This is a genomic window from Agrobacterium sp. 22117, from assembly GCF_052045735.1.
Lineage (GTDB): Bacteria > Pseudomonadota > Alphaproteobacteria > Rhizobiales > Rhizobiaceae > Agrobacterium > Agrobacterium cavarae.
The window spans coordinates 1-22,573 of record NZ_JBQEPP010000011.1 but is presented as its reverse complement, the minus strand read 5'-3'; the positions used below and the strand labels follow the sequence as shown (position 1 = coordinate 22,573).

19 protein-coding genes, 1 tRNA gene and 5 pseudogenes are annotated in these 22,573 nt (G+C 55.5%); 14 read left to right on the top strand and 11 right to left on the bottom strand.

Annotation, left to right across the window (positions count from 1 at the left end; all coding sequences use genetic code 11):
- The 3 genes from ACTJKV_RS21840 to ACTJKV_RS21830 all read left to right on the top strand — a co-directional run.
- Nucleotides 1-3,177, top strand: a 3,177-nt coding sequence (locus ACTJKV_RS21840) for an RHS repeat domain-containing protein (protein ID WP_440599468.1), incomplete at its 5' end; no start/stop codon positions are given.
- A 74-nt stretch (nucleotides 3,178-3,251) separates the two neighbouring features.
- Nucleotides 3,252-4,073, top strand: a complete 822-nt coding sequence (locus tag ACTJKV_RS21835) for an RHS repeat-associated core domain-containing protein (RefSeq protein WP_440599486.1) — start codon at nucleotides 3,252-3,254, stop codon at nucleotides 4,071-4,073.
- Nucleotides 4,073-4,342 carry a hypothetical protein gene (locus tag ACTJKV_RS21830; protein WP_440599485.1) on the top strand — a complete coding sequence of 90 codons (270 nt, stop codon included), beginning with the start codon at nucleotides 4,073-4,075 and terminating at the stop codon, nucleotides 4,340-4,342. Before ACTJKV_RS21835 ends, ACTJKV_RS21830 begins: the two co-directional genes overlap by 1 nt.
- Before the next feature lie 421 nt (nucleotides 4,343-4,763).
- Here ACTJKV_RS21830 and ACTJKV_RS21825 read toward each other — a convergent pair whose 3' ends face one another.
- Together ACTJKV_RS21825 and ACTJKV_RS21820 are read right to left on the bottom strand one after the other, a co-directional pair.
- Nucleotides 4,764-5,069, bottom strand: a complete 306-nt coding sequence (locus ACTJKV_RS21825; protein ID WP_440599484.1) for a hypothetical protein — start codon at nucleotides 5,067-5,069, stop codon at nucleotides 4,764-4,766.
- A pseudogene (locus tag ACTJKV_RS21820) lies at nucleotides 5,069-5,341 on the bottom strand (transposase domain-containing protein); the annotation flags it as partial. The gene ACTJKV_RS21825 and the pseudogene ACTJKV_RS21820, both read right to left, overlap by 1 nt.
- On the opposite strand from ACTJKV_RS21820, the pseudogene ACTJKV_RS21815 reads away from it, so the two are divergent.
- Together ACTJKV_RS21815 and istB are read left to right on the top strand one after the other, a co-directional pair.
- Nucleotides 5,330-6,328: pseudogene (locus ACTJKV_RS21815) on the top strand (IS21 family transposase); the annotation flags it as partial. The pseudogenes ACTJKV_RS21820 and ACTJKV_RS21815 overlap by 12 nt on opposite strands.
- The gene (gene istB / locus ACTJKV_RS21810; protein WP_440599483.1) at nucleotides 6,325-7,218 is read left to right on the top strand and encodes an IS21-like element helper ATPase IstB; all 894 of its coding nucleotides are present in this window, start codon (nucleotides 6,325-6,327) and stop codon (nucleotides 7,216-7,218) included. The pseudogene ACTJKV_RS21815 and the gene istB, both read left to right, overlap by 4 nt.
- Nucleotides 7,219-7,280: 62 nt before the next feature.
- Here istB and ACTJKV_RS21805 read toward each other — a convergent pair.
- Both ACTJKV_RS21805 and traA read right to left on the bottom strand, forming a co-directional pair.
- A tRNA-OTHER gene (locus ACTJKV_RS21805) sits at nucleotides 7,281-7,379 on the bottom strand.
- Nucleotides 7,371-10,583 carry a Ti-type conjugative transfer relaxase TraA gene (gene traA, locus ACTJKV_RS21800; protein ID WP_440599482.1) on the bottom strand — a complete coding sequence of 1,071 codons (3,213 nt, stop codon included), beginning with the start codon at nucleotides 10,581-10,583 and terminating at the stop codon, nucleotides 7,371-7,373. Before traA ends, ACTJKV_RS21805 begins: the two co-directional genes overlap by 9 nt.
- A 237-nt stretch (nucleotides 10,584-10,820) precedes the next feature.
- On the opposite strand from traA, the gene ACTJKV_RS21795 reads away from it, so the two are divergent.
- Nucleotides 10,821-11,228, top strand: coding sequence for a mobilization protein (locus ACTJKV_RS21795; RefSeq protein ID WP_440599481.1), 408 nt, complete (start codon nucleotides 10,821-10,823; stop codon nucleotides 11,226-11,228).
- 245 nt (nucleotides 11,229-11,473) lie between these two features.
- Nucleotides 11,474-12,016 (top strand): annotated as a pseudogene (locus tag ACTJKV_RS21790) (type IV secretory system conjugative DNA transfer family protein); the annotation flags it as partial.
- Nucleotides 12,017-12,224: 208 nt separating this feature from the next.
- Here ACTJKV_RS21790 and ACTJKV_RS21785 read toward each other — a convergent pair.
- Nucleotides 12,225-12,404, bottom strand: coding sequence for a DUF3606 domain-containing protein (locus ACTJKV_RS21785; protein ID WP_440599480.1), 180 nt, complete (start codon nucleotides 12,402-12,404; stop codon nucleotides 12,225-12,227).
- A 335-nt stretch (nucleotides 12,405-12,739) separates the two neighbouring features.
- Here ACTJKV_RS21785 and ACTJKV_RS21780 point away from each other — a divergent pair, with 335 nt between their 5' ends.
- The 5 genes and pseudogenes from ACTJKV_RS21780 (at nucleotide 12,740) to ACTJKV_RS21760 (ending at nucleotide 17,547) form a co-directional block, all read left to right on the top strand.
- Nucleotides 12,740-13,651, top strand: coding sequence for a nucleotidyltransferase and HEPN domain-containing protein (locus ACTJKV_RS21780; protein ID WP_440599479.1), 912 nt, complete (start codon nucleotides 12,740-12,742; stop codon nucleotides 13,649-13,651).
- 288 nt (nucleotides 13,652-13,939) lie between these two features.
- Complete coding sequence (locus ACTJKV_RS21775) at nucleotides 13,940-14,245, top strand: helix-turn-helix domain-containing protein (RefSeq protein ID WP_440599478.1); 306 nt, start codon at nucleotides 13,940-13,942, stop codon at nucleotides 14,243-14,245.
- Nucleotides 14,238-15,491: a type II toxin-antitoxin system HipA family toxin gene (locus ACTJKV_RS21770; protein WP_440599477.1), complete on the top strand. Its 1,254-nt coding sequence runs from the start codon at nucleotides 14,238-14,240 to the stop codon at nucleotides 15,489-15,491. The genes ACTJKV_RS21775 and ACTJKV_RS21770 overlap by 8 nt, the downstream gene beginning before the upstream one ends.
- Nucleotides 15,492-15,640: 149 nt before the next feature.
- On the top strand, nucleotides 15,641-16,552 hold the full coding sequence (locus ACTJKV_RS21765; RefSeq protein WP_440599476.1) for an HNH endonuclease: 912 nt from the start codon (nucleotides 15,641-15,643) through the stop codon (nucleotides 16,550-16,552).
- A 561-nt stretch (nucleotides 16,553-17,113) separates the two neighbouring features.
- A pseudogene (locus tag ACTJKV_RS21760) lies at nucleotides 17,114-17,547 on the top strand (hypothetical protein).
- Nucleotides 17,548-17,631: 84 nt separating this feature from the next.
- Here ACTJKV_RS21760 and ACTJKV_RS21755 read toward each other — a convergent pair.
- The 3 genes from ACTJKV_RS21755 to ACTJKV_RS21745 all read right to left on the bottom strand — a co-directional run bounded on the left by ACTJKV_RS21755 (nucleotide 17,632) and on the right by ACTJKV_RS21745 (nucleotide 19,792).
- Complete coding sequence (locus tag ACTJKV_RS21755; protein WP_440599475.1) at nucleotides 17,632-18,240, bottom strand: hypothetical protein; 609 nt, start codon at nucleotides 18,238-18,240, stop codon at nucleotides 17,632-17,634.
- Nucleotides 18,241-18,298: 58 nt separating this feature from the next.
- Nucleotides 18,299-18,967, bottom strand: coding sequence for a hypothetical protein (locus ACTJKV_RS21750; protein WP_440599474.1), 669 nt, complete (start codon nucleotides 18,965-18,967; stop codon nucleotides 18,299-18,301).
- A gap of 204 nt (nucleotides 18,968-19,171) precedes the next feature.
- Nucleotides 19,172-19,792, bottom strand: a complete 621-nt coding sequence (locus ACTJKV_RS21745) for a histidine phosphatase family protein (RefSeq protein ID WP_440599473.1) — start codon at nucleotides 19,790-19,792, stop codon at nucleotides 19,172-19,174.
- A gap of 237 nt (nucleotides 19,793-20,029) precedes the next feature.
- Here ACTJKV_RS21745 and ACTJKV_RS21740 point away from each other — a divergent pair, with 237 nt between their 5' ends.
- Nucleotides 20,030-20,518: an AAA family ATPase gene (locus ACTJKV_RS21740; protein WP_440599472.1), complete on the top strand. Its 489-nt coding sequence runs from the start codon at nucleotides 20,030-20,032 to the stop codon at nucleotides 20,516-20,518.
- A 104-nt stretch (nucleotides 20,519-20,622) separates the two neighbouring features.
- Here the strand turns inward: ACTJKV_RS21740 and ACTJKV_RS21735 are convergent.
- Together ACTJKV_RS21735 and ACTJKV_RS21730 are read right to left on the bottom strand one after the other, a co-directional pair.
- Nucleotides 20,623-20,919: pseudogene (locus ACTJKV_RS21735) on the bottom strand (GNAT family N-acetyltransferase); the annotation flags it as partial.
- A gap of 23 nt (nucleotides 20,920-20,942) precedes the next feature.
- Entirely contained in the window at nucleotides 20,943-21,668 is a 726-nt protein-coding gene (locus ACTJKV_RS21730) for a class I SAM-dependent DNA methyltransferase (RefSeq protein WP_440599471.1), read from the bottom strand.
- 139 nt (nucleotides 21,669-21,807) lie between these two features.
- Between ACTJKV_RS21730 and ACTJKV_RS21725 the strand changes: the two genes are divergently transcribed.
- Nucleotides 21,808-22,224 carry an NUDIX hydrolase gene (locus ACTJKV_RS21725; RefSeq protein WP_440599470.1) on the top strand — a complete coding sequence of 139 codons (417 nt, stop codon included), beginning with the start codon at nucleotides 21,808-21,810 and terminating at the stop codon, nucleotides 22,222-22,224.
- A 138-nt stretch (nucleotides 22,225-22,362) separates the two neighbouring features.
- Here ACTJKV_RS21725 and ACTJKV_RS21720 read toward each other — a convergent pair.
- Nucleotides 22,363-22,573, bottom strand: a 211-nt coding sequence (locus tag ACTJKV_RS21720; RefSeq protein WP_440599469.1) for a hypothetical protein, incomplete at its 5' end; no start/stop codon positions are given.

The window sequence follows — 22,573 nt, the reverse complement described above, 5'->3', positions numbered from 1 at the left end:
GGCGAGGTTTGGTATTCGACTGGCCCCATTCCTGATTTGCTGACGTCGGTTACGTATCCTGAGGGTGGCGTTGTTGAGGTTGAGTACAAGCCGTCGAGTGAGTGGGGTCTGACGGCTGGGACGCGGATGCCGTTTGTGACGCAGACGGTTTCGGCGATCGTGGAGAAGGACGGTCGGGGTGGCGTGTCGCGCACGGAGTACAGCTATCGTGGCGGTCGTTATGATTACAAGGAGCGCAAGTTCCTGGGCTTTGCCGGCCTGACGGCAAAGCTGCCCTGCGCGTCTGGCGAGACGGCTTGCCCGAGCATAGACATCACGTTCAGCCAGGCTTACGCAGCCATCGGCAAGCCGTTGCAGATCGAGTATCGTGATGGTGCGGGCGTGGCGCGCAAGACGGTTGTCAGCACCTATGCCATCGAGAATACGACTGCACCTTACACCGCGTTGAACACAGCGACGGAGACGACGTTGTCGGAGGGTGGCTCGTCGATCGTCCTGCGTCGAGAGAATGAGTTCGATGCCTATGGAAATGTCACGCAGGCGCGCGACTTCGGCCGCAAGGATATCACAGGTGACGAGACATGGTTGGTCACGTCGTATGTTCCCAACACGGCGGACTATATCGTATCGCTCCCCAGTGTGAGCAGCGCGCGCTCCCTGACCAATGGCGTCTTCAGCACCGATAGTGATGTTTTTGAAGAGCAGACCGCTTTCTATTACGACGGTGCAACGAGCGAGACGACAGCGCCCACGAAGGGTAATCTGACGATGAGGCGCTTCTACAAACAGGTGGAGCCCGTCAGCTCTTATGTGGAGAGCTTCACCTACGACACCAATGGCAACAAGTTGTCGCATGTGGATGGAGCAGGTAACCGGACGGAGTGGGATTATGATGCGACATACAAGTTGCACGTGATCAAGGAACGGGCGCCGAAGTATTTTGCCAATGGTAGCCTGTCGGCCGATACGCGTTTCGTTACGACCTTCACCCCCAACTTCGTGTGCGGCAAGCCTGCGGCCAAGGTCGACTGGAACGGCATAACCCATACCTACACATATGATGCCTTTTGCCGGCCCTATGGCGAGACGAACTCGGGCACGGGTGGCTACGTCAACACCCGCTACGAGAACGAAGGCAATCCTCAAACCCAGGCTGTCGTCACCTATAAGGCAACGGCGACTGGTTCGGGAACGGTGTTTGACCGCAGCTATTACGATGGTCTCGGCCGGACATGGCGAGTGGAGACCTCAGGTGAGACTGCCAGTGGGCAGACCCGCATTACCGATACCACCTACGATGCACGTGGCAACAAGGCGCAGACAGCGTTTACCCGTTATGCCAATGAAGCCGCGCAATGGACGGTCAACTCCTACGACTGGCAAAACCGGGTGGTAAAGACGGTCAATCCGGATGGCTCTCAACGGACCTACTCCTATCTGCTGCAGCCGCAAAGCCTTGCGAACACAACCAGCGTGCCGGTTGTCGATATCCGCATGACGGACGAGGAAGGCAAGCTGCATCGCACCGTCAAGGACAAGAACGACAACATCATCCTGAAGGCGTCACAGCTGTCGGGATCATGGGTGGCCGAGACCAGACGCTACGATATGAAGGGCCGTCTTCGGCAGGTCAAAGATCATGGCGGCGCGACCTGGACCTACACCTACGATCTTGTCGACAACCGCCTGACCGCAAAGGATCCGGATCTTGGAAGCTGGTCCTATCGTTACGACAATGCCAAGCGCCTGACCGGCCAGACGGACGCACGTGGTGCGGTGACGACACTTGCCTACGACCAAATCGGGCGGCTGAGGACGAAGTCGGTCAAGGGAGCAGGAGAAACGACGGCCACGACCACGGTGACCAACACCTACGACACCGCCGCCAGTGGCATCGGTGCGGCACCCTTCCATAATGTCGGGTTGCTGACACGGGCGGTGAACGGAACTGCGACCCACCATTACAGCATGAGCCAGACGGGCAACGGGACCATCCTGACCACCACCTCGATAATCGATGGTATCACCCATACGATGACCGAGAGAAAGGGAAAGCCCGATCTGACACTTGCGATCAGCTACACACCGGCCCCTCTCGATGTAGGCACCTCAGCAGCTCCCTGGTCCTATAACGCCGCCAATGAACTGCTTGCCATACCTGGTCATGTCACTGCGGCTACTTACGAAGCGGATGGCCAGACCAAATCGATTGCCTACGCCAATGGCGTGACGACAGAGTTCACCTATTCGCCAACCCGGCGCTGGATGACCCGGGTCGTCACAAAGAAGGGCACCACTGTGCTCATGGACAACCAGTACACCCGTGACAAGCTGGGGCGCATCAAGACAATCACCGGTCTGACGCCATCGGAGAACTGGACCTACACTTACGATGACCTCGGGCAACTGACACAGGCCGTCAATGCTGGCAATAGTGCTCTAAGCGAGACCTACACTTACTCACCCTCCGGCAACCTCTTGAGCCGTAGCCGCGTAAGTGGCGTCTATCAATATCCGAGCGGTACAGCCAGCAGGCCCCATGCAGCGACCCAGATCGGCGCAAAAACCATAGCCTACGATGCCAATGGCAACATGACATCCGACGGCACACGTACATTGACCTGGGACCGCTCGAACCTGCTGGCAAGCGTAACCGAAGGAACATCGACTGCCACCTTTGCCTACGGTCCTGACGGATCACGGGCAATCAAGGCATCGCCCTCCAGTAAAACGCTCTACGTGAATGCCAACATCGAGATCGACCGGACCACGCCAGGGTCGGAGGTCTATGTCCGGTATCCGCACCCCGATGTCAAAATCTCGACGACGGCGACCAATGCTACCACGCCGAGCTATCTGCATCGCGACCATCTCCAGTCGGTGCGCCTGGTTACCGGCCAGTCCGGCGGGATCACCGAACAGACGGGGTACGCGGCCTACGGTGAGGCGACCAACCAGAACATGCAGACCAAAAAGGGCTACATCGGCGAGCGCTTCGATGCCGAAACCGGCCTCATGTACCTCAATGCAAGGTACTACGATCCAACCTTTGGCCGGTTCATTCCGCCTGATGAAGAGGCTGGCCCCAATATCCATGACGAGGACATCGACCCGATCGATCTTCAGGGGCTGCAGATAAACCTCCCGCAGAGCACGAACCTCCCTGCCCACCACTAGCGATCATTGCTGCGGAGCGCGCATCGGCTCCGCAGCTTCGCCCTCACTGTCATTCCTCACAGCGGAAACCCTCCATGCAACAGCATTCAGGCTTCAAAAGCATGCTGATCAGGCTTCAGAGCATCTTGCTCATCGCCTGCCTCCTCGTCGTTCCCTTCGCTCAAGGGGCCAATGCCCGTTTCATCTCGCCTGACGACTGGGATCCAACACAGGAAGGCGTAGGAACAAACCGATACGCCTACGCCGGAAACGATCCAGTCAATCAATCTGACCCAAACGGACATATCTTCTGGGCTGTACCAATTGTTATCGGCGGTTTCCTCGGACTACTGGGCGGAACCAAGCCCGCAAACGCGCCGACCACAACGAGTGGCATCGTCCAGATGAGCGAAACACAATCCCTCGGGAACTCTGCGTTGTCGGCGGCCGCAGGCACCAAAGCAGCCTCCGTGTTCGGAAGCTATATCGGAAGCATCTTCCAACAGACAAAACAAATAGAAAACACGAAGGAAATCGCTAATACAGAAAGTCGCGGGCAAAACACCTTCAGCGGTGGAACGGAAACCCAGTCACCAGCTCCCCAGATAGGGTCGAATGCAAAACCTGGCGATACTGGCTTCAAAGGGCAATCTGGCTTTGAGTTACGCAACACTGCGTACCAGCCTACGCGCAACACCCCAACTTCCATTGGTAATCGAGAATACACTGGCCATGCCCTTGACCAGATGCAAAACCGCGGAATAATGCCATCAGTTGTAGAAAACACGATCAGGAACGGATCTCCTTTCGCCACCAGAAGTGGCACTCAAGGGTTCTTCGATGCTCAGAACAAAGTACGGGCAATTATAAATAGTGAAAGCGGGCGAGTAATCACCGTATATAGAGGGGGCCAGTGATGGCGGACCATCGTACTTCGATAGAACAAACGGTGCAGAGAATCCTTCTGACTGAATGGGATCCGATTGGCATTAAGGATTTTGATGGAGCTCAGGATGAGTACGACTCTTATGTGCGTCCGCTTTGTGATTTGATTTTCGAAGGCGCTAGCGAAGATGCTTTTTACAGATACCTTTTATGGGCAGAGGTCGATCATATGGGCTTGCCTCTTGAAGGAAACAGGGCATCAGCAATCGCGAAGAAACTATTTTCGCTAAGTCAACGGTAATAGAGTGACCCGCTGAATTTTGGACAAAAAATGTCAGTACATAATGTCTGATGCTATCGTTATAGAGGTGCGCTAGGAAAATTCTGGAGTTTCCGCGGTGCTATCCAAGCGCCGTATGTAATCGCAAAGCCTGAAACTCTAGGCCGAAAGCCTAGGACACAGCTTTTGAAAGCACTTTTCCTTCCTTGTGTGAACACAGGCGCGTGCGGAAATCTCTTGCGAACTGCCGTGGAGCAATTGCTTGACCAGCTGAAGGTACCACTTTTCAATAAACCGAAATTGGGTAAGCAGAGGACGCGCCTAAGCCTGGGCGTTTGTCTGAACAAGCTAAAAGGCAAGAAAGCTTCACATAAACACATTCTCGATGCACTTAGGGTGTGAGCGTCCGGCGAACGCATTGTTGGGTGTGGAGAGATGGATTCTATAGGCCGCGTTCCATCTCATCGACCATGATGCGGTCGATTATTTCAGGATCGCATTGCGTCTCGATGAGGAACTCGCGGATACCGCCGTCCCACGTCCTGATGTCGGCGAGTAGGCTTTGAAGTTCTTCGATGCCATTCTCGGTCAGACCTTTCGTGCCATCTTCACTGCCATCGCTGACGTAAACCAGTTCGCCTTCGGAGATGTTGTCCGAGTTTGCGGTGATTTCCTCGATCAGTTCGAGGTTTTCGCCGATCATGCCGGCGACTTGGCTGAGCGTGTAGATGAACCTTGAGCGTGCCATTAGGTGGCCTCGTGTCGGTCTATCGTCGGCGTCCAGTTCCAGGGCAGCAGGTCTTCAAGTCGATCCTTGGGGTGATCCTGGATCCGGGTGAGGACGTCTGTCAGGTAGACCTCCGGGTTATGGCCGTGCAGTTTGACCGTCTCGATGATGGTCAGGATGTTGGCGATGCGCTCACCGCCCTTGTCCGAGCCGGCAAACAGCCAGTTTTTCCGACCAACTCCGAGTGGACGCATGGCTCGTTCAGCAATGTTATTATCGGGTATGTTGCCATCGGCGGAGAAAGCTTTGTCGCGCTGGCTGAAGGGCTTCAAAATGCCCTTTGGTCTGTGGGTGGCACGCCGCTTTATCATCGAAGTGACAGCTTGTCGGCGGCCTTCCGTAACCTTGACGCCAATGCCAGGGTTGATCTTACACACCGATACGACCAGCTTTGCTCCCATTATCGAATGACGCCGACACGCAACAATAAAGGCGTCGCCCATGAGAACGGCTCCATCGAAAGCTCCCACGGTCATCTCAAGAACGCCGTTCATGATGCCCTGCTGATGCGGGGCACCACAGATTTCGATGATATCACTTCTTACCGCGTCTTTGTCGACGAGATCGTCAGCCGTCGCAATGCTGCCCATGGCAAACGCATTGATGCGGAACGATTTCATCTGCAGGCGCTGCCTGAGCGTCGCACGACTGACTTCGAAGAGATCGTGGTGACGGTATCACGCACCGGTGGGTTCACCTTGCGCAAGGTCTTCTACATCGTGCCGTCCCGGTTGATCGGCCATAGGCTAAGAGTTCGCTTGTTCGATGATCGGCTGGATGTCTTTGTCGGAGGTACGCACCTGATGACGTTGCGCCGGGGACGTGGCTACGCTGACGGGCGGCACGACCAGGTCGTGAACTACCACCACGTCATCCATTCCCTGCGCAAAAAGCCGATGGCGCTCCGGGGCCTCGTTTATCGCGACAAGCTTTTTCCGCGCGAGGAATACCGCAGAGCCTTCGAAGCCCTCATCGAACAACTCCCTGACAAGCAGGCTTGCAAAATCACAGTAGAGATCCTCGCGCTGGCTCATGACCGCGGTTGCGAACGCGAACTTGCCGAAGAATTGGCCAGGACACTCGATGCCGGTGACCTACCCGATCCAGCGCCATGCGAAGGCTCTTCGGCCCGGATCCAGCCAGGGCTGCCTACTGTTCATGTACAGCTCGCATCGCTCACCGGTTATGAGGCCTTGATCGGGTCGGGAGAAGCCGCATGAAGAACGCCCACGTCATCGATGAAGCACGGCTCAGCATCATGCTCAATGAGCTGCGGCTCCCGACAATCAAAACTCTGTGGACACGCTTTGCTGAACAGCCAGATCGCGAGGGTTGGCCAGCAGCTCGCTTCCTGTCGGCGATTGCCGAGCACGAGCTGGCAGAACGTGCCCATCGCAGGGTTGAACGGCATCTCGCCGAGGCACACCTTCCGCCCGGTAAGACATTGGACAGCTTCGCCTTTGACGCTGTGCCCATGATCTCGAAGGCGCAGGTTATGGCAATTACCGCTGGCGATAGTTGGCTCGCCAAGGGAGCTAACATCCTCATGTTCGGTCCGCCCGGCGGAGGAAAGAGCCATCTCGCTGCCGCTATCGGCCTTGCGCTGATCGAGAACGGATGGCGGGTCCTGTTTACCCGAACAACCGATCTTGTACAGAAGCTCCAGGTCGCCCGCCGCGAACTGCAGCTCGAGTCAGCAATCGACAAACTCGATAAGTACGACCTTCTAATCCTCGATGATCTCGCCTACGTCACCAAGGACCAGGCCGAAACAAGCGTACTGTTCGAGCTGATTTCAGCGCGAGATGAGCATCGATCAATCCTGATCACTGCCAACCAGCCGTTTGGAGAGTGGAACCGGATCTTCCCAGATCCTGCTATGACACTCGCGGCAGTCGACCTGCTCGTACATCACGCCACGATCTTCGAGATGAATGTCGAGAGCTATAGCCGCAGAACGGCCCTTGAGGAAAAGCGCCAACGGGGTCGACCAGCTTCCTTCGCGACAATCAAAACCTCGGCGCAGGCTGTCGCGGAGCGGCAATCAAAGAACGAAGAAGAACTTGTCAGCGACAATCAGCGTGATAACTTGATCTCGACCGCGACCTAAGAATCTCATCCAGATTGTCGCTAGCGTCTCATCCTGATTGCCGCGCTACACATTCCACTAGATGGCGGATAGCGTGGGATTCGAACCCACGATACCCTTGCAGGTATGCCGCATTTCGAGTGCGGTCGATCTGGAGTCAATCCTACGCCGTTTTACAGTCCGAGGCCTAACCCCTTTTTCAACGACTGCTCGAGCTCATACGTCCTTCTTTGCACATCCGTACGCGCACGCTCCACCAGCCGCGCAACGTCCCTGACGCGATCTACCTGCTGAAGCTGATCCTTGCGCAGCCGCAGATCTATCTTTTCTAGCTCCAACCTATTGCTCGTTCCAAAACGTTTCTCCAGCGCATTGACGATCGCCTGTGCCTCTTCCAGCGCCTGCTTGCCCTCTGGCGTCTTGGTCATTTGCTCGAGGAACTCCTGCTTCTGCTCGCTGCGTAGTGGATCGAGGGTTCTAAGGATCGCCTCACTCGTCGGCGATAAACCCGGGACTTCGACGATATCGCGCTTCTCCCGCTGCCATTCTTCCGACTGGCGCGCTTCGGTCAATCGTCGCTCCCAGGTTTCTGCCGCATGCCCGACATGGCTTGAGAGGCCTTGCGCTTTGCTCAGTGCCTGCTTGCGCTCTGAATTGTCACCGAACAGGCCACTCTTACCACGCAAGACCCCGAACTGCTCCGGCCGCTCCCTGACCCCTTTGACCAGTTCGGCTTTGTCAATCTTGTCATCGACGATGAGAGTCTTGAAGGTGAGCGCAGCGGTGAAGGGTTCTTGATAGACCGACCCTGCCATCGACTGCAGATGCTCGATCTCACGCTCCAGATGCGGCATGGCGTTGTGCCGCGAAACCTCGTCGATGGTGCGGTCATAACGCGTTATCGCGGGCACGAGCGGGGCAGGGATCTTCTCCTGCTGCTCGCGCATCTGTTCGAGCGGTTGCGGCGTTTCGGAGACAGGTCTTTGCTGATTGGCCATCGCTCCCATCGTGGCGACCTCCAGCTCCTCCGGTCCGCTTGCTCTCGCCTGCAATCCGCGCCGTTCGGCAAACACCTGCTCATAGTCGAGCGTGGTTTCCTTGACGCCCGAGCGGCCCATGCTCGCAACCATCTCCCTCATGTCGTTCAGATCATCACGACCGGCATAGAGAGTAACGGCATCCCGGTGACGGGTCATAGCGACATAGGTCAAATGGCGGTCCATGGTCGAGGATGCCATGACGAAGGCGCGATCGACGGTGGCGCCTTGGGCTTTGTGGATGGTGGTGGCGTAGCCATGATCAAAGGATTGGTAATCTTTGACGGGTAGAGCGAGATGGGGGACGTTGTTTGGTCTGCCCGAAGATCCGTCGAGCCGCAGATGTAGTGCGTTCGGCTCGACGGCTTCCACTGTTCCCAGCATGCCGTTCTTCACGCCGAGATTGCGGCTGTTTTCCAGAAGCACGATCCGATCGCCGGGCGCAAAGGCACGCTTGCCGTTGACGGTCTGATAGACGATCTCGCGATCGGTTCGTTTGCCACCATTGCTCGTACCAACATCTTGCTGACCGCCTGCTTTCGCCAGCAGTCCTTCCGCCTGAAGTCTCTCCCGAATACCGTCATTGATGGCCCGAACATCGACCCGTCGATGGGCCAATGCAATGCGGGACCCGTCCGGGTTCTGGATCCGATCGGCAAGATAGTCCCGGATCAATTCAGCACAGGCCTGCTCTCGATCATCGGCAAAACTGATGCTGTTGCGCTCTGCGTAATGCTGCAATCCTTCCGCAGTGCGATGCGTGGCAAAAGCAACGGACGCCTCCCGCTGCCAGCCATGTTTCTGCCGGCGGATGTCGGTGAGTTCGACTGACCCGATGCGCTCGGCAATGGCCCGGAAGGGCGAGCCTGCACCGATCGCCTGAAGCTGCTCATGGTCACCGACGAGGACGAGCTTCGCACCTCGCTTTTCGGCCTCTGCAACGAAGCGCGCCAGCTGACGGCTTGCCACCATGCCAGCTTCATCGATGACGAGAATGTCGTTGCGGCCAAGCTCATTTTTGCCGCGGCTCCAGCCATACTCCCAGGATGCAAGCGTGCGCGCGGCTATTCCCGATGATGTGGTCAGTCCTTCGGCAGCCTTGCCCGCAAGAGCCGCACCATGAACACGATAGCCTTGCGCCTCCCATGCCTCACGTGCGGCAGACAGCATCGTCGATTTGCCAGCCCCCGCAAAGCCGATCACAGCGGCAATCTGTGCCGCGGAGGTGATGTGCCGAACAGCCGTCCTTTGCTCACCGGTAAGACCTGACCCACCCAGCACCGCATCCTGTCGACGTAGCGCCTTATCGATCGTGTTTGCGCTGACGCGATGATTGTTTCGCTCCGCCATGCGCAGGCTGCTTGCTGCCATCGCGTGCTCGACCGTGATCATTTCACGCGTCGAGTATTTTGCCAGTTTGCTGTTCTGCTCCGGCAAAAGCTCGAAGAGCTGAGGTGAGGCCATGACGGCGGCAAAGGCGCGCTGGAAACCGTCATTGTCGTTGATATAGCGATGAATGGTGCGGGCGATATCATGACGATCGAAGACGCTCTTCTCGTCGGTCAGGATCCGCAAAACCTCTTCCGGTTTTCTGCGGATAAGCTCGGCGTTCTTCTTCGCGGCCTTCTCTTCGAGACGCGCACGGGAAACGTCCAGTCCACGCCGTTCCATCTGGCTGGCATGGACACCCATATGCTCGGTTGGTGAGAGCTCCAGACCGCGATCGAGATGCGACCGATGATCGACACGGATATCGAGACCGGCCTCCAGCAGATGGCGATTGGCGAGATCGGCAAGCGCTTTGCGGATATCGCGCATCTGCATATGCGAGGTGGGTAGACCGTTTGCCAGCAACCACCTGTTCTCGCGCTCGATCATGGTTTTTTCGCCAAGACCGTCTGGCATGACTTCCCGCGTCGTCATCATCACATGGGCGTGGACATTGCGAATGTCGCTCTTGCCCTGGGGAACGTGAATGGCAAAGTCGACGGCAGCACCGTAACGGTCGGCGAGATCCTGGGCAAAGTCACGGGCGAGAGACAGGCGGGCATCTGCACTAAGCTCATGCGGAAGAGCGATCTCGAATTCACGCGCAACGCGGCTATCGCGACGACGCTCCGCGGCCTCTGCAGCATTCCAAAGTGCAGAGCGATCCAGCGACCAGTCTGCGTCCACATCGTCGGGCAGAACGATTTCGGAATGAACCACGCCCTTCTTGGCGGTAAAATCATGGGTGAGGCCATCGCGCTCGTTCGTCAGCAGGCTTGCCGTCCGGTAGGCGATGGCGGCTACGGCACTTCGCCCGCCCGATCGGCTGACCGGCTTTGCGCTGCAATGATAGATCGCCATCATTCCCCCCGCGATAGACAGATCCGACCGGCAGACAGTCTCAAACTGTCCCTGTTCCCCGGCCAAAGGGCGCAAACCACGCACTAAAACGTGCTCAACTCGTAAGTGCGCCCTTGTGCCTTAACCGGGGGTAGCTCTCGGGAGGTCAGTATTCAACTAGCACAAATGCCAGTGGCCAATCGGAGAGGGGTTTCCTTGAATGCCGTGCTTTGACCCACAAACAGGAGGGAGAGAGGCATGCGCAAACCCATCGAGCAACGGATCAGGGAGCTGGAAGAGCAGAAGAAGGCGCTGCAATCGCGGCTGGAGAAGCAGCAACGGGCGGAGACGACACGGCGCAGGATGCTGCTCGGATCGTTCGTTCTGGAACGGCTGGAGCAGGAGGGAGATCCTGCACATCAGCAGGGTGGAATGGACGCCAAGCAATTGCGACAATGGCTGGCTCGCGAGTTCCCGGCCTACCTCAGCCGCGATGCGGACCGGCTGCTATTCGTCGATCTCCTATGGCCGCAGAATGATCCAAATGCGTCGCCGCAGCCAGTGCATGGAACAGGCTTGGATGGTGCTGGCATAGATGCTGCTACAACGCTCCGAGATGGCGGGCAACGCTCCACGAGCGAGGACGGAGGCACCGTGCAGCCATGACGGTCTGGGGCTTCGTGAAGGCGGTCGTGACTGCACCTTTCCTGGCAGCCATCTGTGCAGCGATCGGCTGGGTGAATGCGGGCACGATCATCTTCCTCGACTTCGTGGTCCATTGGGCCCTGGGCGCGGAGCAGGGACTGATCAGTCAGGTCCTGTTGGTCGTGGCAAAACATCTGCCGCTCGTCTTCGGGGTGTTCGGGTTCATGGGGGCATTCGTCTCCGAGGTGCCGGTGCAGTCCGTGTTTGGCACGGCACGCTGGGCCAGTGCAAAAGACATCGCATCGATGGCGGGAAAGGATCATGCCGGTCTCATCATCGGACGCGATCCGCAGAAGAAGGCTTTGCTTCGCTATGACGGTCCATCGCATCTGATGACGATGGCACCGACGCGAACCGGTAAAGGTGTCGGTACCATCATCCCAAATCTGCTGACGGTTGAGCGCTCAATCATCTGCATCGATCCGAAAGGCGAGAATGCCAGGATCACGGCACGGGCAAGGGAAGGCTTTGGAGTACTGCATGTGCTCGACCCGTTCGGGGTGACGGATCGGCCATCATCCTGCTTCAATCCGTTTGCGCATCTCGATGCCAATGATGTCGATATCGCCGAGCATGCCGGCACGCTTGCCGATGCTCTGGTCTATGACGAACCGGGGAGTTCTGGCGACGCCCATTGGAACGAGGAAGCCAGGGCGCTGATTGCCGGTTTGATCATGATGGTGGTCGCAAGCGAACCACCGCATCGTCGTCATCCGGCAGCCCTGCGCGACTATCTGACAAGACCGCCGACGGAAGATGGAAGGCGATGATCGAGCCTGTCCTGACGGGAACGCGCTCCCACACAGCGCCGAAGTGAGCGGCAGGACAGGCGCGCATCTTGCTCCGATGGGTGAGAGGAAAACGGCGGAAGCGCGATCAACGGGCAAGACGTCCGACGACAAACGAAAGCCGCTTGATGACGCCAGGCGGCTTTCCGTCGGTCATGACTTGCGGCAATCAGCCTTTGCGATCGAGCTCGCCTTCGACCTTGTCGCGGCTGTTGCCAACAGACTTGATCGCACTCATCACATCGTCCTTAGAGACGTGTTCCTTGTTGGCCTCATAACGGACTTCGTGATCCTGTCCCCCAGCCACGCGGGCGCGATCCTGGTTACGGCCTCGTGTTGTTTCCGACATCGTTCTTCTCCTCATGTTCAGGAAGACTAACCCAGCAGGATTTAGCTGGTTCCAGACAGCGAACGGCGATGCACTTGTCTTCGTGTCAGTTCGTTTGGTTCAACGGTCTGTTGCGCGGAGCTTGTTCTCACTTCAAAGACGCGAAGCACTCGTGAGAGATCGCATCTGCGATAGCCGACATCAGGATCGGTCGTTCGTGCCCGCGGCATACGACCTCCAAAAGTCGACTAGCACTTTTGCCATTTGATGAATGTTGCGAAGCGTATAAGGTCCATGGATACCACCAGCGCGATGAGATCACAGCGATAATTGAAAGCCAGCCAGACCTCGTTCCCATGATGAAATCCTCCCTCGATCATATCCCGCATAGAAAGCAGCGAGAGCTTGCCCGTGCGCTGGAGATCCTGCACGAGGAGTTCGAGGATGCGTTGAACGAAGGCACGGCCGACTTCAAGAAGCGCGGACGCATTCTCAAGATCATCCTGTTCGGTTCTTATGCCCGCGGCACGTTTGTCGATGAGCCGCATACGATGAAGGGCTATCGCTCGGATTTCGATTTGCTGGTGATCGTCAACAATCGCAAGCTGACGGATCATGCAACCTATTGGTACAAGGCAGCCGACCGGATTATTCGGGACAGCTTCATCGAGACGCCGACGCAGTTCATTGTGCATTCTCTGCGCGAGGTGAACACGGAGCTGAAGAAGGGCCACTACTTCTTCTCGGACATCCGCAAGGAAGGGATCGTTCTCTACGAGCTTGATGACGAGCCGTTGGCCGAGCCAAAGCTGTTAACGGCGGACGAACGGTTGAGTGTGGCGCGCGAGCATTTCAATGAGAGGCATGGACTTGCTCTTTCATTCATGAAAGTCGCGCGCTTTTGTATCAGCGAAAAAGATCTTCGGCTCGGCGCTTTCGAATTGCATCAGTGCATCGAGCAAGCATACTCCTGTGTTATCCTGACCCTGACCAACTACGCGCCTGCCTCACACAACATCAAGTTCCTGCGCTCACTTGCCGAAGAGCAGGACCTGCGGCTGGTGGAAGCGTTTCCACGCGATCACCACCGGCAGAGAGCCTGGTTTAACACGATCAACGAGGCCTATGTTAAGGCTCGGTATTCCAAACATTTCGAGATTAGCGAAGAGGCCCTTGTGTGGCTCGGTGAGCGGACTGCGCATCTCCTCGAACTGGTTAGGGTCGTCTGCGAAGAGCATATCCAAAAGCTGGAGCGCGATGTTTCGTGACGAGAGACGACAGTCACTGGTAGTACTGAACAGAGCTGCAGGTCCTAACCTGGCATCCGCAACTAAGTTCTGCGGAGTTGTTTGGATTTTTTTCCGACATCGAAGTGTTCGTTTAATCTTTGACAGCACGCCTGCTGAATGCCGAAACGACGGCTAGCGCGCCTGATAAATGCAACCACTTGTGCGAATACCTCATGATCAACGCCAGATCCTTGACTGCGCGCGCCAAAATAGATAATTAAACGTATCATTCTGTCATTTGAAGATATGTTTAGGTATCATATGTCAATGGACACGACTATATTGGTTGAGATCGGCGGTCTTTTGAAGGCAGCGCGTAAAGGCTTGGATTTGACACAAGAGCAGGTCGCAGAGATGGCTGGCATATCGCGGCCACGCTATCGCGAGATTGAAAGCGGAAGGAGCGCTGCCCGCACGACCACGCTGATCAATATCGCACGTGCGCTTGGTCTCGAACTGATGTTCATCCCGCAACCGATGGTGCCGGCTGTCAATGCGCTGCTTCAGCCGCATGGCAGCGACGACGATTTGCCTGCGTTCGTTGCCAGTTCCAACGGTGATGACGATGCCTGATGCGTATCTCGATCCAAAGTCCATCTCCTCGCTTGAGGTGCTGCTGAACAACCTTAAGGTCGGCACAATTGTCCGGACGCCTGGTGACTTCAATGCATTCAGTTTCGAGGAAAGCTATCGCGCAACTGGTGGCTCTCCTGTGTTGAGCCTGTCCTTTCGGGCGGCTACCGGAGGCTTGCGCAAAGACCCGAAGCCTGTCGCCAGGGCCTTGCCAGCTTTTTTTGCCAATCTGCTTCCAGAAGACAAACTGCGCGAGGCTATGGAGAAGCACCATGCCGGCGGCGTTCGGCCCGGCAATGATTTCGATCTTCTTGCGGCGCTCGGTGCAGATTTGCCAGGAGCTGTCCGCATCGTACCGAGCGAGGGCGCGATCGCTCTGCTCAATGCCCCCTCACGTCCTGAACCGAAAGCCCGGTTTTCTCTTGCTGGGGTGCAGATGAAGCTCTCTGTGATCAAGAATACGGGCAAAGGCGGTGGTCTCACCTTGCCCTTGGGCGACGCGCAGGGTTCGTATATTGCGAAATTTCCGTCGACATCGTTTCCAGGTGTTTCCGAAAACGAATATGCCAATCTGGCTCTGGCCGAAGCAATTGGCATGGATGTGCCGGAACGAGAACTTGTCGATCAGTCGGAATTCGAAGGCATTCCTAAGGAATTTGAGACGCTCTCGGATGGAAAGGTCTTGCTCATCAAGCGCTTCGACCGCGGCACGGGAGCGACGCGGATCCATATCGAGGACTTTGCGCAGGTGTTCGGCATTTATCCATCGGGTAAGTATGAAGGTGCGGCCTATCACGATATCGCTGCGGCTCTGAACGTCGCTGTTTCGCCAGCCGCAGCGCTGGAATTTGTGCGCAGGTTGGCTCTGGCTGCGGTCACGGGAAATGGTGACATGCACTTAAAAAATTGGTCGCTGATTTATCGCGGAGCGGGAGACAAACCCGAGCTTGCGCCAGTTTACGATGTCCTTTCGACGATCCCCTACATTCCGACAGATTCCATGGCGTTATCCGTTTTGGGCGAGCGATCCTTTAAAGCACTGAGTGCCCAGCGCTGGAAAGCGTTCGCAAGGCGTGCGCGCTTGCCGGAAGCTGCTGTTCTTAGAGCGGTGGTCGATACCGTCGAGCGCGTCAATCAAATCTGGTGGTCGATGCCGCAGCGCGAGGTCGTGCCGATAAAAGTGCTCGAACGGATTGATACCCATGTCAAACTCATGACGCCGATTCTAAGTACCCCGGGCGAGTAGCTTGCCCTTCCCAGATACGAAAGCGTTTCGATCGATGTTGAAGTTTGTCGATCTGTGGATAGCGGACGTACAAAGCGGCACGTTTGGAGGGTAAGCGTCGTCGTTGATCTGCCTGTTTTGGGTCGCGATTATCATGATAGAGATTGCATATGGGATTCGGCGTATTCATCCACCGCACAGACTCGATCTACGAGGATAGCCCGGCTGAGCAGTATCAGTTCCCTGGCCAGTATCTCGGTCGCGTTCAAAGCTGTGCTGGAGATTGGATCATCTACTATGAACCTCGAAAGGTCGCTGCAACGCGTGGATATTTCGCTGTCGCCAAGGTCGCTCAGGTTATTCGAGATCCCAAAGCGCCAGGCATGTATGTGGCGCTTATCGAACCTGGCAGCTATCTCGATTTCGTAAACCCCGTTGCGTTTAGTGGGCAGGATGGTGTTGTTGAGCGAGGCGTACTGAACGAAGCGGGGCGGATTTCTGGCCGTGCACAGGCTGCGGTCCGATCAATATCTGCTGCCGATTTCAATCGGATTCTGTCGTTGGGATTGGCGGAAGATCAACTCGAATTGCCGCGAACCGGCGAGTCGCTGGAGACGTCATCGCTGAACGATCTTTCCGAAAGAGTTCAGGAGCCCTTCCTATACGAGCGCGATAGGGAGCGGATCATGCAGCTGTCGTCTCGAATTGTCAGAGATCGGCTGTTTCGGCGTCTCGTCCTACAAGCCTATGATAAACGATGCGCGATAACTGGACTGAAGCTGATCAACGGTGGTGGTCGTGCCGAGGTAGACGCCGCTCACATCCGACCGGTCGAGCGAAATGGGCCTGATATCCTAGTGAACGGAATTGCGCTCTCTGGAACCGCTCATTGGATGTTCGACCGTGGGCTTATCTCCCTGTCGGATGAACTCGAGATTCTGATTTCGCGTCACGCGAACGATCGCGACAGCATTCTAGGGCTGATCAACAAGACGGGAAGAGCGATTGTGCCGAGCGGTGTTTACCAACGGCCACATCCCCAGTTTTTGAATTGGCATCGCGAAAACACCTTCAAGCATTGAGGTTGGCCGACCAGTTTATCCAATGCCCTCGGGGGCGTGGATCAAGCGCAGCGCGGATCTGCCACTACCTGGTCCCTTTTCTATGACTATTGAGCCAGTTCTACTTCGTATACCGCCCTGACAGATCCCGCAGCGACGGCGACATTAGGTTCACTTGCAACGGGGAGATGACGAGATGGAGCAGCGCTCAGGTGTCAAGACCAATCGTAGTCAAGCTTTCCGCCTCCCGAGAGCAGTCGCTCTGCTGGTTGCGATATGTTCGGACCTTTCCTAAAGGGCACTGGTAACGGGTACCATATGATCAACAATTCAGATGATGTGGCAATGTATCTCGAAGTTGGTTCTCGCAATCGAGACAATCTAACCATCTGTTCCGATATAGACATGATGAACGACAATGTCGGTGGACAGTTCAGGCACAAGGACGGCGCTCTTTGGCACTTAATCGCAAGCATATGATCGCAATTGCGCCTGTGCACAGCATCTAGCTGCTTCCAATGTCGGGTTTCTGCCCGTTGCGGACATCACGTGTGGTCGCACCCGCTAGCCTGAACTGCGCCGATAGTCGGCGGTCAGGCAAGCGTTCGGGTCGGCATCACACAATTTCCAGCAGGCGTTGGCATATCGGAGGCGTCTCAGCTGACACCGGAGATTTTCGAGGTTTGTGCAAACCTTCGCATGGGACCGCGCTCTTTGCCAAAGTCGCGTGCGTCGTCATTAAATGGTGTGGCCGTCCCACACACAAGGAGGTCTTGCCGCAGATGATCGGTGATACGATCTCTGCATGGCGTACCGGTCAATTCGAAGGAATATCGGTCTTCAGGGCAGAGGATCCCGGCGGGCCGACGCTTGTCGAAAGTAGGTCGGCCAAGATCAAACTCGAGCGGACGGCGGGTTGTCATCAGATGACGCCTCTCCCCTCGAAGCGGAAGAGCCACAGGTGCGTGATAGCGGGCAGGCAGGTATTCGGATCGACCTTTCGCGAATCGGGGTGAGATAAAGCGCAATTCACGGAGGATGAGGTGGCGCCGCCGAAACTTTGCCCGAGCGGCCATCTGATCGCTGAGCGGTCGCCCCAACTATTTCGGGATAATCTGGTCGTAGGAAGAGGCCTCCCACTGCTCGGTCGCACGATTGTATTCATAAAAAGTCTCGTTACTGGCTCCGAAGATGCGTAAATCGGGAAACAGCTCAATTGTCTCTTTAAGCTCGATCTCTTCTTCACCTAAAATTTCGACTCCTTCGATTGTGAGCGATTTGCGCACAACGATAGGTGGCATGATAAACAGGCCCATCGGGATATAATCCTGAACGTGCCATTCGTTGCTCCTCTCGCGCATATCAATGGAGGCGGCGCAATTCTCTTCATTCGCTACGTTACCCAGCGAACCCAGTTCGCTGCTTCCACTATCCGAAGCCGAAACTGATCTGACTACCGTTCTCGCACCGATGTCGACTACGATACCCACGCTTCCTTCGGCACCCCCACGTCCACCCACGACATATGGATTTGTGTCGCCGGGCTGAATTGTGGAAAAGGATAGCGGAACATTGGCGAGGGATAGAGCGCGCCGCAGATCGTCCGGAAAGATCAGATCGCTGCGAGCCGACATCACTGTTGAGAAATGGACAAGAACTGCGCGGCGGCTTCGCAAAAACTCGCGTGCGGAGAATTCGCTGTTGCTCATATTCAAGTTCCCTTTACTCATTGTGGTCATCTGCTCTGCAAGTACAGCAGATAAGGGATCATTTTTCTAACGAGAACGGCGACGCGTCTGCGAGTTCTCGAACAATTCCTCGGACCAGGGGCAGGGTCGTATTGCGATAAAGGTCCAAGTCGGCTGCATCGCCCTGGAGTAGTTTCCGCAATTCTTTGCCCGATGCAATATTCAGTTGTTGCACAACTTTATTCGCCTTCATGACGCCCGCCGCCGTAAGAAGACGACCATCTTTCATATGGTCCCCCAAACCGGCTGCCAGTCCGTCCTGAAGTAGCAGCCTTCGGGTAGAGGGGCTGTGGTAGTGCTCACTTGGGTTTCTTGGATTGTGTCCCTTTTGAAAGAAAAGGCAGATCATCACTATCGCCAGGCAACTGGCCTCAATGAAGTCGCCGATGCTCTCGACTGCACCAAATTTGCTGATGATGGACCGCGTGTTATCAGTGAAATACATGGCAATCATGGTTGCACCAGCTCTTCTGTCTGCATCGCTTTCATATGCGCGAACGACTTTAGGATCTTTGGTTTCGGGGTCTAGCGGCCGATCCAAATGTCCGTAAGCGACGTGTGCAAGCTCTTGCGCGATCGCCGCAAATGCGGCTAACAGGATGACCGCCTCGGGTCGGTAACGCTCGTCACCTATAGCGGTAACACCCGCCATTTCCTTGACGAGTGCGTCGCTGATCTTGTCATTCACTAGCATCTCTCCGATAGATACGGCGGTCCGCCTCTGTACGTTGCGGAACCTTAACATTTCAGATCGTCAGCGACTTCGATTGACACATGTCTCATGGTGTTGGTCGGCGGCGATCAGCTGAAGTGATGACCGCTTCTAGCGCGAAGCGGAAGATGCGTGTTGGCCCATTGCAGCCAATAGCCCTCGCGAAAATCGACCGCTAAATTAAAATCTTTGTGACGGCGTTTTTCCAGAATAATCATCCATATCGAACTTGTCCCACCCTACAACTTCCCAGCCAACTGAGCATTTCCTGAAATAGTAAGGTTCCCCATGTTTGCTGTCGAACCAACCTCCAGCCAATATTTCCGATATACCTTGAAGCACTGCGTCATGTCCGACTAGAACAATGGCCGAACCGAACTCCTGAAGTGTTGCGAGCCGATCCAAAAGCGCCTTGCAACGAGCGAGGACGGATGACCATGCTTCTCCGTCTGCGGGAAGAATTTCTGCTAGCTGTTCCTTGCGAGTAATTCCGTATTCACGCATAGTATCCGTGATCGATTTACCGTCCAAACTCCCGAAGTCGCACTCAATTAGGTCATCCTCAACCTCAATTAAGTGCGAGCGTTTAGGGAACGTCAAAGCCGCTGTCTCTAGTGCCCGTAGCAATGGGCTGACCATTACCCTGGATACAGGCAAACTTACCAGTTTGCGCGAGGCGGCACGTGCTTGTTCCCTACCGGTCTGGTTCAGCGGAATATCACTTCGACCCTGAAATAGACCGCTTCGATTCCAGTCTGTTTCCCCATGGCGAATGAAGACGAACGGTTGAAGCGTGATCACCCAGGACTCCTCTTGGCTGCTTTCGCAAAAACCCAGATTACAGCGAAGCTTTTTTTATTTCACGACGTCGCAAAAATTATGGACTTCTCGAGCGTCGGGCAATGACCCCTATGGCATTTCTGCGCCACGATGACCGTTCGCCCGAACCGGACATCGCGCCGCGCTCGCCAACCGCAGCATTCCTAGACATACTTGCATAACTGAGAGTTGAAACGGTCGTCGGCAGGAGGGTGATTGATGGACCGGATTTTCATCGTAGGTAATGGCGGAAGCGGTAAGTCTTGGCTAGCGGAGGAATTGGCAGCCAGGCTTGGGTTTCCGATCACACATTTGGATGATCTACACTGGCTGCCAGGGCTTGCGGGAGAGCGTCCGCGCCATGAGCGTGATCAACTCGTAGCCGAAGCCGCAGGCAACGCCTCATGGATCATAGAGGGCATATACGGTTCAGTTCTCAAGCAGGTCTTCCCCCGCATAACAACCCTAATCTGGCTTGATTTTGCCGACGACGAATGCATCTCAAATTTGGTGCGACGGGGGCAAACCGGCGGCGGAACACCAGAGCAATTCAAAGAGCTGTTGGAGTACACGCGTGGTTACCGCGTCCGAAAGAACCACCTGAATTCCTTCGAGGCGCATCACTTGTTTTACGAGCAACATCCCAAGGAAAAGTATCGGCTGTCGAGCCGATCCCAGGTCACCGATTTCTTGGTTCACTTTCGATAGACACACTACGTCTGAGCATGACCGCTGTTGGCGCGAAACAGCCGAGCGAGGACGGCAGCGGCTACCCGATTGCTGACAACCCGACACAGAGCGACCGATTTAAATTACTTCAGCTTGATGAGCCCTGCCTTGGTCGGCCGAAATCCGCAACTCTGGTAGAATGAACTCAGATGCGGTTCGAAGTCGACATGTAACCAATTCGCTCCGCGCTCTCGCGCTACATTTGTAGCTTCTGCCACCATGCGGGCAGCGATATCTCTTCTTCGCATCCTGGGAATAACGCAGGTGTCCAGGATGAAGGCGTGGACACCTGCGTCCCACGCCACATTCACGAAGCCGACAAGGCGATCACGTTCATAAGCCGCAATATGGGTAAGGCTGCGTAACAAGACGTTTTCGAAGATCGTCATGGCCAGGTAGAGCTCTACACCGCCTCAATCAGGAAAACTATATCGTCGGAAGTTGCTGCATCGAAGGGTTGCTTCTCCCAGCCGCCATAAATCGCTTTGGGCTTCAGACCGCGCTTAAGCAGCAGGTCCTCTATTTGAGACTTGGATAAGAAACGCAGCTCGCTGAAAGATACCAGTTGTTTGTCGGGAAACCCAAACCGGGTTTCAAACGAGATGCGGTCACCTTCTTTCTTCAACACCTTGCGAGATTGAAGGATCGTTTGTTCGCCAAGTATATGGGTAGCGTCTTTGTCCCACCGCGCCGGCCAGTCGACAGCTGGATTGCGTGTTTCGAAGGCGATAACGCCGTCTTGTGCCAGATGGCGGCGCATGGTTTCGAACACCGCAAGAACCTCTTGGTCTTCGAGGAAAACCTGGAGGGCGTTTCCGGTCATAATTATGAGATCAAATCGCTTGTCTGAGCGGAATGATTGAGCCGTGCTCTCGATCCATTCCACATGAGAACCATATGGCTTTGTCCTCGCGACGTCCAACATGGCGTGTGCTGGGTCAACACCTGTGACCTGATGGCCAAGGGAGGCATATGCATCGCATAGTAAACCGGTACCGCATCCGATATCCAGAATGCGTTTTTGTCCGCCCGAGGCCAAGCCAAGGTAGAAATCACGATCAATAGACCAGCCGCTGTCGAGATCGTAAAGGGCCGCGAGAGCCGGATGTTCGTAATGCAAGTCGGGCATGTCAACTCCTTCCGATTCTATCGTATTGGATCGTCGCCTGGACTATTTTACTTTCAACTGCTTTTGGCGCGGAACGAAACCCTTAATCTGGCCCATTGCGGACATTGACATCTAAATCCTTTGAGACCCAACTTGCCGCATGAGCAAGATTGAGAAAGCGTGCCCCGTTGTCACCCGAAAAGTAGATCGGGGCCGGCAAGTCCTTGCCTTCGCGCATCCATCGGCAGGGAACCAGTTCGTCAAAGGTACAATTGAAGTCGGTGAGCATCCGCAAGATGCCGCTGCGCGGGAATTGCGCGAGGAGAGCGGTTTGCTCGCCCCATCTGTCATGACGGAATTAGGAAGCCGCGCGATAGGTACGGACAATGTCGTCTGGCACTTTTTCGCTTGGCATTCATCAGGTTTGCCGGATAAGTGGCGTCATGAGGCGGAAGATGACCATGGTCATGCATTCTCGTTCTTCTGGCACCCGTTGCGTATGCCGCTAAATAGCGACTGGCATCCGATCTTTCACCAAGCTTTTGAATTCATCACCCTGCGACTGCTTTTGTCATAACCTCTTATGGCGCGCCATCGGTTCGGTTTGTTGTCAACGACGGCAAAGTTGGCGAGAGAGGGCTTTATGGTATACTTTACCTATATGTATTAAATAAATACATAGATTATCTATTTTATACTATGTAAGCGGAATAATTTACTCAAAAAGGTTGGTGCGGGTGATTTTCGAGCGGCGCGAGTTCACCAGTGGTAGGGGTTGCCACTTAAAGCGTAGATTGGCTGAGGCGGAAAAATATAAATTAATTAAAGCTATCTTGGGGAAAGAGATTTGGCGTGGATTAGTTTTGGGTGCATTTGTTTGCGAGGACTGGCAATTCTGACTGTTATAAACAGATGATTTTATAGTT

Excerpts from the sequence above, each read along its gene's own strand:
- ACTJKV_RS21825 (WP_440599484.1), bottom strand. The coding sequence starts at position 5,069 with ATGGCACGCTCAAGGTTCATCTACACGCTCAGCCAAGTCGCCGGCATG.
- istB (WP_440599483.1), top strand. The coding sequence starts at position 6,325 with ATGAAGAACGCCCACGTCATCGATGAAGCACGGCTCAGCATCATGCTC.
- ACTJKV_RS21755 (WP_440599475.1), bottom strand. The coding sequence starts at position 18,240 with ATGAGCAACAGCGAATTCTCCGCACGCGAGTTTTTGCGAAGCCGCCGC.
- ACTJKV_RS21770 (WP_440599477.1), top strand. The coding sequence starts at position 14,238 with ATGCCTGATGCGTATCTCGATCCAAAGTCCATCTCCTCGCTTGAGGTG.
- ACTJKV_RS21835 (WP_440599486.1), top strand. The coding sequence starts at position 3,252 with ATGCAACAGCATTCAGGCTTCAAAAGCATGCTGATCAGGCTTCAGAGC.
- ACTJKV_RS21780 (WP_440599479.1), top strand. The coding sequence starts at position 12,740 with ATGATGAAATCCTCCCTCGATCATATCCCGCATAGAAAGCAGCGAGAG.
- traA (WP_440599482.1), bottom strand. The coding sequence starts at position 10,583 with ATGGCGATCTATCATTGCAGCGCAAAGCCGGTCAGCCGATCGGGCGGG.
- ACTJKV_RS21765 (WP_440599476.1), top strand. The coding sequence starts at position 15,641 with ATGGGATTCGGCGTATTCATCCACCGCACAGACTCGATCTACGAGGAT.
- ACTJKV_RS21785 (WP_440599480.1), bottom strand. The coding sequence starts at position 12,404 with ATGTCGGAAACAACACGAGGCCGTAACCAGGATCGCGCCCGCGTGGCT.
- ACTJKV_RS21740 (WP_440599472.1), top strand. The coding sequence starts at position 20,030 with ATGGACCGGATTTTCATCGTAGGTAATGGCGGAAGCGGTAAGTCTTGG.
- ACTJKV_RS21775 (WP_440599478.1), top strand. The coding sequence starts at position 13,940 with ATGGACACGACTATATTGGTTGAGATCGGCGGTCTTTTGAAGGCAGCG.
- ACTJKV_RS21795 (WP_440599481.1), top strand. The coding sequence starts at position 10,821 with ATGCGCAAACCCATCGAGCAACGGATCAGGGAGCTGGAAGAGCAGAAG.
- ACTJKV_RS21725 (WP_440599470.1), top strand. The coding sequence starts at position 21,808 with ATGAGCAAGATTGAGAAAGCGTGCCCCGTTGTCACCCGAAAAGTAGAT.
- ACTJKV_RS21730 (WP_440599471.1), bottom strand. The coding sequence starts at position 21,668 with ATGCCCGACTTGCATTACGAACATCCGGCTCTCGCGGCCCTTTACGAT.
- ACTJKV_RS21830 (WP_440599485.1), top strand. The coding sequence starts at position 4,073 with ATGGCGGACCATCGTACTTCGATAGAACAAACGGTGCAGAGAATCCTT.